The 12,570-nt window shown below is 54.2% G+C and carries 14 protein-coding genes; 11 read left to right on the top strand and 3 right to left on the bottom strand.

All coding sequences use genetic code 11. From position 1 onward, the window contains the following. Nucleotides 1-82: 82 nt before the first annotated feature. Both WG891_RS09975 and sstT read left to right on the top strand, forming a co-directional pair. On the top strand, nt 83-1,057 hold the full coding sequence (locus tag WG891_RS09975) for a TerC family protein (protein ID WP_337262675.1): 975 nt from the start codon (nt 83-85) through the stop codon (nt 1,055-1,057). A gap of 278 nt (nt 1,058-1,335) precedes the next feature. After that, the gene (gene sstT, locus WG891_RS09970) at nt 1,336-2,571 is read left to right on the top strand and encodes a serine/threonine transporter SstT (protein WP_337262676.1); all 1,236 of its coding nucleotides are present in this window, start codon (nt 1,336-1,338) and stop codon (nt 2,569-2,571) included. A 184-nt stretch (nt 2,572-2,755) separates the two neighbouring features. Here sstT and WG891_RS09965 read toward each other — a convergent pair whose 3' ends face one another. From WG891_RS09965 to uxaC, 3 genes are all read right to left on the bottom strand, one after another. Beyond that, nucleotides 2,756-3,295 (bottom strand): YgjV family protein, encoded by a 540-nt coding sequence (locus WG891_RS09965; RefSeq protein WP_337262677.1) that lies wholly within the window; start codon nt 3,293-3,295, stop codon nt 2,756-2,758. Nucleotides 3,296-3,369: 74 nt separating this feature from the next. Continuing rightward, on the bottom strand, nt 3,370-4,860 hold the full coding sequence (locus tag WG891_RS09960) for a UxaA family hydrolase (RefSeq protein WP_337262678.1): 1,491 nt from the start codon (nt 4,858-4,860) through the stop codon (nt 3,370-3,372). Between the two features lie 8 nt (nt 4,861-4,868). Beyond that, nucleotides 4,869-6,281, bottom strand: coding sequence for a glucuronate isomerase (gene uxaC, locus WG891_RS09955; RefSeq protein ID WP_337262679.1), 1,413 nt, complete (start codon nt 6,279-6,281; stop codon nt 4,869-4,871). Between the two features lie 409 nt (nt 6,282-6,690). Here uxaC and WG891_RS09950 point away from each other — a divergent pair, with 409 nt between their 5' ends. The 9 genes from WG891_RS09950 to WG891_RS09910 all read left to right on the top strand — a co-directional run bounded on the left by WG891_RS09950 (nt 6,691) and on the right by WG891_RS09910 (nt 12,477). After that, a complete protein-coding gene (locus tag WG891_RS09950) occupies nt 6,691-7,989 on the top strand; it encodes an MFS transporter (protein ID WP_337262680.1) in 1,299 nt (432 codons plus the stop codon). A gap of 118 nt (nt 7,990-8,107) precedes the next feature. Continuing rightward, entirely contained in the window at nt 8,108-8,884 is a 777-nt protein-coding gene (exuR, locus tag WG891_RS09945; protein ID WP_337262727.1) for a transcriptional regulator ExuR, read from the top strand. Between the two features lie 204 nt (nt 8,885-9,088). Continuing rightward, the gene (locus WG891_RS09940) at nt 9,089-9,514 is read left to right on the top strand and encodes a hypothetical protein (protein WP_337262681.1); all 426 of its coding nucleotides are present in this window, start codon (nt 9,089-9,091) and stop codon (nt 9,512-9,514) included. 137 nt (nt 9,515-9,651) lie between these two features. After that, nucleotides 9,652-10,332, top strand: a complete 681-nt coding sequence (locus tag WG891_RS09935) for a DedA family protein (protein ID WP_337262682.1) — start codon at nt 9,652-9,654, stop codon at nt 10,330-10,332. Beyond that, a complete protein-coding gene (gene mzrA, locus WG891_RS09930; RefSeq protein ID WP_337262728.1) occupies nt 10,332-10,703 on the top strand; it encodes an EnvZ/OmpR regulon moderator MzrA in 372 nt (123 codons plus the stop codon). The genes WG891_RS09935 and mzrA overlap by 1 nt, the downstream gene beginning before the upstream one ends. A gap of 248 nt (nt 10,704-10,951) precedes the next feature. Beyond that, the gene (locus WG891_RS09925; protein WP_337262683.1) at nt 10,952-11,326 is read left to right on the top strand and encodes a DUF1090 domain-containing protein; all 375 of its coding nucleotides are present in this window, start codon (nt 10,952-10,954) and stop codon (nt 11,324-11,326) included. 158 nt (nt 11,327-11,484) lie between these two features. After that, nucleotides 11,485-11,790 (top strand): DUF883 family protein, encoded by a 306-nt coding sequence (locus WG891_RS09920; protein WP_337262684.1) that lies wholly within the window; start codon nt 11,485-11,487, stop codon nt 11,788-11,790. A 2-nt stretch (nt 11,791-11,792) separates the two neighbouring features. Continuing rightward, nucleotides 11,793-12,212 carry a phage holin family protein gene (locus WG891_RS09915; RefSeq protein ID WP_337262729.1) on the top strand — a complete coding sequence of 140 codons (420 nt, stop codon included), beginning with the start codon at nt 11,793-11,795 and terminating at the stop codon, nt 12,210-12,212. Beyond that, a complete protein-coding gene (locus WG891_RS09910) occupies nt 12,190-12,477 on the top strand; it encodes a YqjK-like family protein (protein WP_337262685.1) in 288 nt (95 codons plus the stop codon). The genes WG891_RS09915 and WG891_RS09910 overlap by 23 nt, the downstream gene beginning before the upstream one ends. Nucleotides 12,478-12,570 lie beyond the last annotated feature (93 nt).

Raw genomic sequence — 12,570 nt, 5'->3', positions numbered from 1 at the left:
AAGGCGAGGTTTGCTTGCAGCGCTCACAGAGCGGCTAGCGTCTTCCGACGTTGGCCGTTTTTGTTTTTGAAGGATACCTCTGATGTTGAATACCGTTGGCACTCCCTGGCTATGGGCCAGTTTCTCCGCCATCATCGTCGTGATGCTGGCCGTCGACTTATTACTGCAAGGCCGCAAGGGCACACAAACCATGACCCTGAAGCAGGCGGCCTGCTGGTCCCTGGTGTGGGTGAGTTTGGCGCTGCTGTTTAACGCCGGTTTTTGGTATTACCTGAATGCCACTGCCGGGCGCGCCGTAGCAGATACACAGGCTCTGGCCTTCCTGACCGGTTATCTGATAGAGAAAGCGCTGGCGGTTGATAACGTGTTCGTCTGGCTGATGCTGTTCAGCTATTTTGCCATTCCCGCCCACTTGCAGCGCCGCGTACTGATATTGGGCGTTCTTGGCGCGATCGTGCTGCGCACAATCATGATCTTTGCTGGCAGTTGGCTGATCTCGCAATTTTCCTGGTTGCTGTATCTTTTTGGCGCTTTCCTGCTTTTTACCGGTATCAAGATGGCGCTGGCGAAGGAAGATGGGGCTGCTATCGGCGACAAACCGCTGGTGAAGTGGCTGCGGAGCCACCTGCGCATGACCGATAACTTGGAGGGCGAGCGTTTCTTTGTGCGCCGCAATGGCCTGCTGTTTGCCACCCCGCTGTTGTTGGTACTGATCCTAGTGGAACTGAGCGACGTGATTTTCGCCGTCGACAGTATTCCCGCGATCTTCGCCGTCACCACCGATCCCTTTATCGTGCTGACCTCTAACCTGTTCGCCATCATGGGGCTACGTGCCATGTATTTCCTGTTGGCAAACGTAGCAGAGCGTTTCTCGATGCTGAAATATGGCCTCTCGGTGATCCTGGTATTTATCGGTATCAAAATGCTGATCGTCGATTTCTACCATATCCCGATCGCTATTTCTTTGGGCGTGGTTGCCGGTATTCTGCTGCTGACGCTGCTGATCAACGCCTGGGTTAATCACCGTAATGATGTGAAATCCAGAAACACACCATAATCTGTTCTCCGGGGCGCTAGCCGCCCCGTGATTGTTTGGCAATAATCCTTAAATACCAAATGTTATTGCGATCACACAAATGTAAATAGAATGTTATAAACAATTACTCCGCGCACGTAATTTCAGCTTCGCCTCTTTTCAACCACCCGCATTTACTGAATACTGGTCAAGCAAACACACTTAGTTACAGATACAAATAACATTTGCCCGGCAGCGTTCCTGCCGAGGCGCAATCATCTGTACGCCACTTTTCAGGGGAGCGGAAACGCAACAGTATCATGAATAAACTATTAGTACGCATCACTCAGGGCAGCCTGGTTAAACAAATCATGATCGGCCTCGCGGCCGGGATCGTAGTAGCGCTGGTTTCTCCAGCCGCTGCCAGCGCCGTTGGCCTGCTCGGGGCGTTGTTCGTCGGCGCGCTGAAGGCCGTTGCGCCAGTATTAGTACTGGTGCTGGTGATGGCTTCCATCGCCAACCACAAACAGGGGCAGAAAACCAATATCCGCCCGATTCTGTTTCTCTATCTGCTGGGCACCTTTGCGGCAGCGCTGACCGCCGTTATCATCAGCTTTATCTTCCCTTCAACGCTGGCTCTGGCCGTGGGCAATACCGATATCAATCCGCCAGGCGGCATCGTTGAAGTGCTGAAAAACCTGCTGATGAGCGTAGTCGCCAACCCGTTCAACGCCCTGATCAACGCCAACTACATTGGCATTCTGGCCTGGGCGGTCGGTCTGGGGTTGGCATTACGCCATGCTTCTGAGACGACCAAATCCCTAATCAACGACATGTCACATGCCATCACCCTGGTCGTACGTGCGGTGATCCGCTGTGCACCGCTGGGGATCTTTGGCCTGGTGGCCTCCACGCTGGCCGAAACCGGCTTTAGTGCGCTATGGGGCTACGCTCAACTGCTGGTGGTGTTGATCGGCTGTATGCTGCTGGTGGCACTGGTGCTTAACCCGCTGATCGTCTACTGGAAAATCCGCCGTAACCCGTATCCACTGGTATTCACCTGCCTGCGCGAAAGTGGCGTCACTGCCTTCTTTACCCGCAGTTCCGCCGCCAATATCCCGGTAAACATGGAGCTCAGCAAGAAGCTGAACCTGAACGAAGATACCTACTCGGTTTCTATCCCGCTGGGTGCCACCATCAACATGGCCGGTGCAGCAATCACTATCACCGTGCTGACGCTGGCAGCGGTGCATACGTTGGGTGTCCCGGTGGATGTGCCAACCGCGCTGCTGCTGAGCGTGGTGGCAGCCATCTGTGCCTGTGGTGCTTCCGGCGTAGCCGGGGGGTCACTGCTGCTGATTCCGCTGGCGTGTAACATGTTCGGCATTCCGAACGACGTCGCAATGCAAGTGGTGGCCGTAGGCTTTATCATTGGTGTATTGCAGGACTCGGCGGAAACCGCGCTGAACTCCTCCACCGACGTACTGTTTACCGCCGCCGTCTGTCAGGCAGAAGATCAGCGGCTGGCAGATAAAGATCCGCTGAAAATGCGTTAAGTATTTACGATTGTCAGCCAGGGCGCTAATGCTACCAGTTCCCTCTCCCTTGGGGAGAGGGTTAGGGTGAGAGGACGAGCACCGCACGACTTGCCCTCACCCCGGCCCTCTCCCACAGGGAGAGGGGGCGACACCTTTAGCAAATGATGCATAATTATGTCGCTTTGCGCTTAACTGATCAGCATTACCCAACGGGCGCCTTTTTTTCTACCGCAAAAGGGTCGATACCCCGTAACTGCAAACGGCGGAAACGGATGATATTGAAACCGTTCATCAGCAGGAAACTGCCCTCAATCAGCGAACCGCCGATCGAACCCAACCAGATATTATGCGTCACCCAACAGGCGGTTGAGCACCACATCACGCAACGCGTTGTCAGGCCACGGGTGCGAAACAGTGCCCAGGTGCTCGCCGTAGTGCCCAAAATAGGCAGCAGCTCCACCCAGTGTTTGAAGTGAGATAAGCCGACGATCGGCGTCAGGATGATGAAGAACCACATCATCCAGAGGCTGCGGGTGCGCATAGAGATCAGGTTGCGGCAGGCACCTAACAGCGCACTGCTGCCAGCAGCACTGGCTCCCATCAGGAAGAAATGAATGCCGATAATCAGGCTGTAAACTGATAACTGTAATTTGAAGCGCTGATCGTTGCGATTAAAGAAGCTGGTGATACCCACCAAAAAGGCCAACACGCCAACGGCCTGAGCAAACCAATAAAACGTCATTAGGGGATCCTGGGGCGGAAATAACAAACGCTGGAATTGAAACACCGTTTTATGCTACTCCCGCCCGCCAGGCTTTACAACGTTACCCCGCTTTTAAAGATTGCCAGTTCGCGGAAGTCATTGGCTTCGTTACGTGCCGGTTTGCCATTGGCAATATCGACAATCAGCTCAATAAACTGCTCCAGCATTTCATCCATTGGCACACCGTGGATCAGTTGCCCGGCATCGAAATCGATCCAGTGCGGTTTTTTCGCCGCCAGCTCCGAGTTGGTCGCCAATTTAACCGTTGGCACAAACCCACCGTACGGCGTGCCTCGCCCGGTGCTGAACAGCACCATATGACAACCGGCACCGGCCAACGCGCTGGTAGCCACGGCGTCGTTACCCGGCGCACTCAGCAGGTTCAACCCTGGCCGACGCAGGCGCTCGCCGTATTTGAGCACGTCCACCACCTGGCTCTGCCCGGCTTTTTGCGTACAGCCGAGGGATTTTTCTTCCAGAGTGGTGATGCCACCCGCTTTGTTACCCGGCGACGGATTCTCGTAGATCGGCCGATCGTGGGCGATAAAATACTGCTTGAAGTCGTTAACCATGCTGACGGTTTTTTCGAACGTGCTTTCATCACGGCAGCGGCTCATCAGAATACGTTCGGCGCCAAACATTTCCGGCACCTCCGTCAGTACCGTCGTACCGCCATTGGCGATCACATAATCCGAGAAGCGCCCCAGCAACGGGTTAGCGGTGATGCCGGACAGGCCATCCGAGCCGCCGCATTCCAGGCCAAACTTCAGTTCGCTGAGCTTACCCGGCTGACGACGATCGTCGCGCATAGCCTGGTATAGCTGATGCAAATGCTCCAGCCCGGCCTCGACTTCATCATCCTGCTGCTGACAAACCATAAAATGCACGCGCTGCTCGTCAAACTCACCGAGCGTGGTGCGGAATGCGTCAACCTGGTTGTTCTCACATCCTAACCCGATCACCAGCACCGCACCCGCGTTAGGGTGACGCACCATATTTTGCAGCATGGTGCGGGTGTTTTCATGATCCTGACCAAGCTGCGAACAGCCGAACGGGTGGCTGAACAGATGAACGCCGTCGATCCCTTGCGCCTCATTAGTTTCTTTCAGAAAACGCTGCTGGATCTGGCGCGCAATGCCGTTAACACAGCCCACGGTGGGGATGATCCACAACTCATTACGGATCCCCACTTCACCCCGGTTGCGCCGGTAGATCTGCACTTCACGATCCGCCGCCTGCGCCGGTAAGGCCTGAAATTCCGGTTGATATTGGTAACTGTCGAGATCGCTCAGGTTGGTTTTGGCATTTTGCGAATGAATGTGTTCGCCTGGCGCAATCACCACTAACGCATGGCCAATAGGCAAGCCGTATTTGACGATCATCTCCCCAACGGCAATCGGCTCAAGCGCAAATTTGTGCCCACGCGCCACGTCTTGCGCCAGCGTAATCGTCTGTTCGCCTAGCGCTTGCGTCTCTCCGGCGGCCAAATCACGCAGTGCTACCGCCACATTGTCTTTCGAGTGAATTTTTATGATGCTTTGCATAAACCTACCTACGCCAATTCGATAGCGAAATACTGTTTAGCATTGTCGAAACAGATGTTTTTCACCATTTCGCCGAGCAATACGATATCCGCCGGAGCTTCGCCGTCTTCCACCCAACGGCCAATCATCTGGCACAGGATGCGGCGGAAGTATTCATGGCGCGTGTAAGACAGGAAGCTGCGGCTGTCGGTCAGCATGCCGACAAAGCGGCTGAGCAGCCCAAGCTGGGCCAACTGCGTCATCTGGCGCTGCATGCCGTCTTTCTGATCGTTGAACCACCAGCCAGAACCGAACTGCATCTTGCCCGGCGTACCTTCCCCTTGGAAGTTACCGACCATGGTGCCCAGCACTTCGTTATCACGTGGATTGAGGCAGTAAAGGATGGTTTTTGGCAGGCTGCCTTGCTTCGCCTGCGCATCCAGCAAACGTGACAAAGGCTCGGCCAAAGGCTGATCGTTAATCGAGTCAAAGCCGATATCTGGGCCAATGGTTTCAAACATCCGGCTGTTGTTATTACGCAGCGCACCGATGTGATATTGCTGCACCCATTCGCGGCGCTGGTATTCGCTAGCCAGGAACAGCAGCACGGCGGTCTTGAACTGCGCGCTCTGCTGCGGAGTTGGCATCTTGCCGCTCAGCCGCTGTGCCAGAATGGTGTCCAGCGTGGCTTCATCGGCTTCACCGTAAACCACCTCATCCAACGCGTGATCGGACACCTTGCAGCCGTGCGCCGCAAAGTGATCCATGCGCTTTTTCAGCGCGTCCCGCAGATCGCTGAAACGCGCGATCGCCGTATCCGCCGCGGCTTCCAGCTGTTGCAGGTAGTCGTTGAATCCTGGTGCTTCAATGTTGAAGGCTTTATCCGGCCGCCAGCTTGGCAATACCTTGATGTCGAAACTGCCGTCGGCAGCAATCGCCTTATGATGGCGCAGATCGTCGATCGGATCGTCGGTCGTCCCGACCATCTTCACTTTCATCTGCTTCATGATGCCGCGCGCGCTGAACGAGTCTTGCGCCAGCAGTTGGTTACCGCGCTGCCAGATTTCATCTGCCGTCGTCGGTGACAGCAGTTTACCGGTGATACCAAACGGACGGCGCAGTTCAAGGTGCGTCCAGTGATACAGTGGGTTACCAATGGTATGCGGCACCGTCGCGGCCCAAGCATCAAACTTTTCACGATCGGAGGCATCGCCGGTACACAGACGTTCGGCGACGCCATTGGTGCGCATCGCCCGCCATTTGTAGTGATCGCACTTCAGCCAAATGTCATACATGTTTTGGAAACGGGTGTTTTCGGCAATCTGCTGCGGCGGCAGATGGCAGTGATAGTCGAAAATTGGCTGATCCGCGGCGTAATCATGATAAAGGCGGCGGGCAAATTCACTGTCCAACAAAAAATCATCGCTCAAAAACGTGGCCATATCGGGTTCCTCACCTTGTGTCCTGGCTAGCCTTGCAGTTAATTTTGGGAAGTTATCACACCAATTTAATTCAACGTCCAGCACTATTTCACCCAGTTCTCAGTCAATACGCGGTTTAAAGCGGCTGAAAAACTATTTTAAGGGTAAAACCACAGCAAAAGGACGTAACAATTTGCAACTTATTATTGCCTAATTGATGCACAGCTTTTGTGATGTCACTCAACTTTTAAATCTGTATGACAAGTTATCGTCTCGCCACCTTGCACCCTTTTTCGACAACTCACTATGGCAATGTGCAAGGGGGAGGCCGGTAAGAGGAATACTGGCAAATATAAAAGAAAGGGAATCACGACATGAAGCGCCACGGGTTTGTCGGTGGCAGAAATTTCAAGATTGGGAGAAGTTTTGGATGCGTAAAATCAAAGGGTTACGCTGGTATATGATCGGTTTGGTCACCATTGGTACCGTGCTCGGTTATCTGACCCGCAACGCAATGGCTGTCGCGGCTCCAACCCTGGAAGGCACGTTGCATATCACCACGCAGCAATATTCCTATATTGTTGCTGCCTATTCCGCCTGTTATACCGTCATGCAACCCGTTGCAGGCTACATACTGGACGTGCTGGGTACCAAGATCGGTTATGCCATGTTTGCCATTCTGTGGGCCCTGTTTTGTATGGGCACCGCGCTGGCCAATAGCTGGGGCGGCCTGGCCATGGCCCGCGGGGCGGTCGGGATGGCCGAAGCCGCCATGATCCCCGCCGGGCTGAAGGCCACCAGTGAGTGGTTTCCTGCCAAAGAGCGTTCGATCGCCGTGGGGTATTTCAACGTGGGTTCCTCTATCGGCGGCATGTTGGCCCCGCCTTTGGTGGTGTGGGCCATCGTGGCCCACAGTTGGGAACTGGCGTTTATCATCGTCGGGATACTGAGCCTGATCTGGGCCATCTGCTGGCTGATTTTCTATAAACACCCGAAAGACCAGAAAAAACTCAGCAGTGAAGAACGTACCTACATCCTCGAAGGGCAAGAGGCACAGCACCAGACCAGTAATGCCAAAAAGATGTCTGCCTGGCAGATCGTGCGTAACCGGCAGTTCTGGGGCATCGCACTGCCACGTTTTCTGGCTGAACCGGCTTGGGGGACATTCAACGCCTGGATCCCATTGTTCATGTTTAAAGCTTATGGCTTTAACCTGAAAGAAATCGCTATGTTTGCCTGGATGCCGATGCTGTTTGCCGATCTCGGCTGCATCGTGGGGGGCTATCTGCCGCCATTCTTCCAGAAACATTTTAAAGTGAACCTGATCGTGTCGCGTAAACTGGTTGTCACCATGGGGGCACTGCTGATGATTGGCCCAGGGATGATCGGCTTATTCACCAGCCCTTATGCCGCCATTGCCTTACTGTGCGTCGGTGGTTTTGCCCACCAGTCCCTGTCTGGCGCACTGATTACCCTGTCCTCCGACGTGTTTGGCCGCAACGAAGTCGCCACGGCCAACGGCCTGACCGGTATGGCCGCCTGGACAGCCAGCACCCTGTTTGCCCTGGTGGTGGGTGCACTGGCTGATACGCTGGGTTTCAGCCCGCTGTTCGCAGCTCTGTCGGTATTCGACATTCTGGGGGCGATTGTGATCTGGACCGTGCTGCAAAATCGCCCGGCGGCAGAACCCCCATCAGAACCTCTGCAAACGGCAAACACCAGTAGTTAACCCTATGCCGCCCGGCCCCTGTGCCGGGCTTTCCACCTTTGCGCTACTGGCAGCCGTAGCGGATAAGTGGTATAACAACTGCCATGGCATCAAGCCTTCCTACCACAGAGTATTCACTATGGAATTCACTGAAACCAGACGCCTTTATCAGCAGTTGGCCGCCAAACTCAAACATCGCATTGAGAGCGGCGTCTATCCGGTGGGTGATAAGCTGCCGGCTGAGCGCTATATCGCTGAAGAAATGAACGTGAGCCGCACCGTAGTACGCGAAGCGATCATCATGCTGGAAGTTGAAGGCTATGTTGAAGTGCGCAAAGGCTCAGGGATCCACGTGATCTCCAACCAGCAGAAAAACCTGGTGATACCAGGAGATAGCCTTGAATTTGCCACCGCCGGGCCTTTTGAGCTGCTGCAGGCACGCCAGTTAATCGAAAGCAACATCGCCGAATTCGCCGCTACCCAGGTGACCAAACAGGATATCGTTAACCTGATGGAGATCCAGGAACAGGCGCGCAAGGAAGATCGTTTCCGTGACTCCGAATGGGATCTCAAATTCCACGTTCAGGTGGCACTGGCGACCCAAAACACCGCTTTGGCTACGATTGTCGAGAAAATGTGGGCGCAGAGAGTGAACAACCCATATTGGATCAAACTGCACGAACACATTGACGATCGTTCGATCGCCAGTTGGTGTGACGATCACGATGAGATCCTCAAGGCATTGATCCGCAAAGATCCTCATGCCGCCAAACTGGCGATGTGGCAGCATCTGGAAAACACCAAGCAAATGCTGTTCAATGCCACCACCGACGATTTCGAATACAACGCTGACCGTTATCTGTTTGCCGAAAACCCAGTGGTGCATCTGGAAAGCGTCGCCATGGGTAATAAATAGCGTTTTGCCGCCAAAAAGGTCGGCTTGTGTCAGGTAATGTAAAAACGGCTGAATCGATGCCAGCGAGGGCGCCCATCTGAGAATGTTTCGCCCGGGTCAGTGCAGATTTCCCTGTTGCCAACCATGCTATTTTGGTAAAGTTAGAGCACTTTTTTACCTACTGGCTTGGGGGCGGAACGCGAATACATGCGCTGGTTGTTTGCCATGCTTATTGTTCTTTTTTGCTGGGCCAGTTCGGTCTCCGGCCAAAAGCTATGTGCAACCCAAACTACAGCCACGGTATTAAACTCTCTGGCATCGCCTGATCTGCCGATGCTCTTGCCTGACGATCAGGCTTACCGCCCATTTGCGGAGCTTCGTCGTAAAGCCCCCGGCAAATTGCTGTTGTTACTGCCGCGGTTACAGCCCTTTCCCAGCTCGTTACTTTCTCCCGCACAACAGGTTCCGGCCTATACTTTAGCGACAGACCCGGGCAGCAGTACCAAGCCTCAGCGGCAGGCAGATTCCCCGGCCCCCAACCGGCTTGCGCAAATCAACTGGGCCCTGCACTCCTCCCAGCAACAAAGCAGGATCGGTGGCTGGAAAGACAGCAATATTCTTTACCGTGGTTCATTGACTTATCACTCATGACCCGGTGTCGCACCCATTAGAACTACGAATAAAGCAACACCGTTTCATCACTATCAGCAGTTTGGGCCTTAGGCGAGTTTTTCGCTCACCACGCCCAGCGCTGAATAAAGCAAACAATGACGTTTTAGGAACACCGGATGGATATCATTAAGCAATTGTTAGATGCCTTATGGCAGCAAGACTTCGAAACACTGGCGAACCCTTCGCTGATCTGGACGCTCTATATCCTGTTGTTTATGATTTTATTTCTGGAGAACGGCCTGCTGCCCGCCGCATTTCTGCCAGGTGACAGCCTGCTGATCCTGGTTGGCGTACTGGTCGCCAAAGACGCCATGAGCTTCCCGGTGACCATTCTGATCCTGACCACCGCCGCCAGCCTGGGTTGCTGGCTCAGTTATATTCAGGGCCGATGGTTGGGGAATACGCGAACGGTGCAGAGTTGGCTTTCACACCTGCCTGCTCACTATCATCAGCGAGCGCACCAGTTGTTCCACCGCCACGGGCTGTCGGCCCTGCTGGTTGGGCGTTTCCTGGCTTTCGTGCGTACCCTGCTGCCAACCATCGCAGGCCTGTCTGGCCTGAGCAATGCACGCTTCCAGTTTTTCAACTGGATCAGCGGCCTGCTGTGGGTTTTGATCCTGGTCTCCGTCGGCTTCGCCTTGGGCAAAACCCCGATGTTCCGCAAGTATGAAGATCAGTTGATGTTCGGCCTGATGATGCTGCCGCTGGTATTGCTGGTCATCGGCTTGGTTGGCTCGCTGGTCGTGCTGTGGCGGAAGAAACGCTCAGGCAATCACGATCAGGGGAAAGGTGTGTGATCACCCAACGCCCACGCTGGCAATACGCACTGGTTATCACACTGGCACTGCTGGCCTTGGCTGCAGTGCTCGTGCCTCATATGGTACGTACCGAAAGTGAACTGCGTATTCATGCCCCACGTCAGGGTCTGTCGCTGCCAGATGGTTTTTATGTCTACCAGCGTCTGGATGAGTGTGGCATTCGCATCAAAAGCATTACCCCTGAAGGCGATGGCCTGGTGATTCGCCTGGACTCCCCCGAGCAGCAACTCTTGGCACGTGAAGCCTTGCAGCCCCTTCTGCCCCCAGGCTATACCATCGCCCTGAGCGAATCCCAGGCACCGAGCCAGTGGGTTCGCGAGTTTGCCCGCGCCCCATTCAATCTGGGATAATTTCTTTTGCTCACCCGCATTTTTATCGGGCTGGCTCTCAATCATTCGTCAGAGTTATCGGTTATTGATGACTATACCCCGCATACTTCAAGTTGCTTGGGTGTTGGCTGCCCTCACTCACCCCAGTCACTTACCTGAGTAAGCTCCTGGGGATTCTTTATGTTGCCGCCTACAAGCAACTCGAATTATTTTGGATATAAGCTGAATGTCAGCCAGACCGCACGACAATCAATAAGGAAGTGAATATCATGAAATTACGCCACACGCTTTTACTGGCCGTTCCACTGCTGGCCTATTCTGTCTTCTCTTCAGCCACCAGCGCGAGCGGTTGTGCTCAAAAAGCACAGGCGATTCAAACACAAATCGATAAAGCCAAGCAGTATGGCAACCGCCAACGTGTGGAAGGCCTGGAAAAGGCGCTGGGCGAGGTGCAAAATCACTGTACCGAAGCAGGGTTAGAAGCCGAGCGCCAACAGAAAATCGCGGAGAAGCAAAACAAAGTTGCCGAACGCGAACAGGAACTGCAGGAGGCGCGGCAAGCAGGTAAAGCGGACAAAGTTGCCGCTAAACAGCGCAAGCTTGCCGAAGCACAGGCAGAGCTGAAAGCAGCTCAGGCGAAGTAATTTTTTATACTAGCGGATTTATCGATGAGAGCCACGCCAGGCGGGATTTTAGTAGCCGATTGCGTAGTTGCTCAGTGAGATCAACCAAACATAAGCCCTTTGCTCCGCCGAATAAATCCGCTATGGTGAAAGTCTATCGACGTTAAGGAGTTATCGAAATGGCACAAGATTCAAATGCAGAAAACTTACGCGCTGAACTGAAGTCTCTGGCCGATACGTTGGAAGAAGTGCTGAACTCTTCCACCGATAAATCTAAGGCTGAACTGGAAAAACTACGCGCCAAAGCAGAAGACCGGTTGAAAGATACCCGGGCACGCCTGAGCGATGCAGGCGATAAGCTGGCCCATCAAACCAAGCAGATAGCCTGCCAGGCGGACGATTATGTGCGTGAAAACCCGTGGACCGGTATCGGCATTGGCGCTGCGGTCGGCATCGTGTTAGGCGTTCTGCTTGCGCGCCGCTGATGATGAGCGACAAACCGCAAACTCGCGCTCAGGGCCCCGCTAAAGGGGTCCTGGATATTGGTCAACGCATCCTCACCATTTTGGTCAATATGGTGGAAACACGGGTGCGATTGGCCGTTATCGAGCTGGAAGAGGAGAAAGCCAACCTCGTCCAACTGCTGTTAATGGCTGGAATCACTCTGCTGTTCACCGCTTTCGGCCTGATGAGCCTGCTGCTGCTGATTTTCTGGGCGATCGAGCCTGCCAATCGGCTGTTCGCACTAGGCACCACTACCGCCGTATTACTGTTGCTGGCTATTGTGGGAGCCGTCTGGACTCTGGCCAAGGCACGCCGTTCGACGTTGCTGAGCGCCACACGCAGGCAACTGGAGCTCGATCGCACCACACTGGAGGGAAACGATGAATCACCGCCAGTACCGTGAGTGGAAGAAAGAGCAGTTAATTCGGCAAATCCAGCAGCAACGCCTGGATCTGGTCGAAAATAAAACGCTGTGGCTGGCAAAGACCGAATGCCTCGACCAAGGTTGGCAGACGCTATTTAGCCTGCGCAAATACGTGGCGATCGGTTCCAGCGTTGTTGCCTTGTACGGCATCCGTCACCCCGGCAAATTGATTCGCTGGTCGCGCCGTGCCTTTGGTGTTTGGAGCACTATTCGTTTGATCCGCAAAACATTTCCTGCAAAGTAACTCCTTCAACGCTCGTTCAATAATCCCGTGGTAAAACCATACTGTCTGCACCATCTTTCCGTTTTTATCGCCAACGGTGTGACAACATTCTGA

This window comes from Serratia sp. MMO-28 (assembly GCF_037199905.1).
GTDB classification, from domain to species: Bacteria; Pseudomonadota; Gammaproteobacteria; order Enterobacterales; family Enterobacteriaceae; genus Chania; species Chania oryzae.
This window is presented reverse-complemented; position numbering and strand designations above follow the sequence as displayed.

What these genes read in the sequence shown, in the direction of transcription:
- exuR (WP_337262727.1), top strand. Translation starts at nt 8,108, where the DNA reads ATGGAATTCACTGAAACCAGACGCCTTTATCAGCAGTTGGCCGCCAAA.
- WG891_RS09935 (WP_337262682.1), top strand. Translation starts at nt 9,652, where the DNA reads ATGGATATCATTAAGCAATTGTTAGATGCCTTATGGCAGCAAGACTTC.
- WG891_RS09975 (WP_337262675.1), top strand. Translation starts at nt 83, where the DNA reads ATGTTGAATACCGTTGGCACTCCCTGGCTATGGGCCAGTTTCTCCGCC.
- WG891_RS09940 (WP_337262681.1), top strand. Translation starts at nt 9,089, where the DNA reads ATGCTTATTGTTCTTTTTTGCTGGGCCAGTTCGGTCTCCGGCCAAAAG.
- WG891_RS09915 (WP_337262729.1), top strand. Translation starts at nt 11,793, where the DNA reads ATGAGCGACAAACCGCAAACTCGCGCTCAGGGCCCCGCTAAAGGGGTC.
- WG891_RS09960 (WP_337262678.1), bottom strand. Translation starts at nt 4,860, where the DNA reads ATGCAAAGCATCATAAAAATTCACTCGAAAGACAATGTGGCGGTAGCA.
- sstT (WP_337262676.1), top strand. Translation starts at nt 1,336, where the DNA reads ATGAATAAACTATTAGTACGCATCACTCAGGGCAGCCTGGTTAAACAA.
- WG891_RS09925 (WP_337262683.1), top strand. Translation starts at nt 10,952, where the DNA reads ATGAAATTACGCCACACGCTTTTACTGGCCGTTCCACTGCTGGCCTAT.
- WG891_RS09920 (WP_337262684.1), top strand. Translation starts at nt 11,485, where the DNA reads ATGGCACAAGATTCAAATGCAGAAAACTTACGCGCTGAACTGAAGTCT.
- WG891_RS09965 (WP_337262677.1), bottom strand. Translation starts at nt 3,295, where the DNA reads ATGACGTTTTATTGGTTTGCTCAGGCCGTTGGCGTGTTGGCCTTTTTG.
- WG891_RS09950 (WP_337262680.1), top strand. Translation starts at nt 6,691, where the DNA reads ATGCGTAAAATCAAAGGGTTACGCTGGTATATGATCGGTTTGGTCACC.
- WG891_RS09910 (WP_337262685.1), top strand. Translation starts at nt 12,190, where the DNA reads ATGAATCACCGCCAGTACCGTGAGTGGAAGAAAGAGCAGTTAATTCGG.
- uxaC (WP_337262679.1), bottom strand. Translation starts at nt 6,281, where the DNA reads ATGGCCACGTTTTTGAGCGATGATTTTTTGTTGGACAGTGAATTTGCC.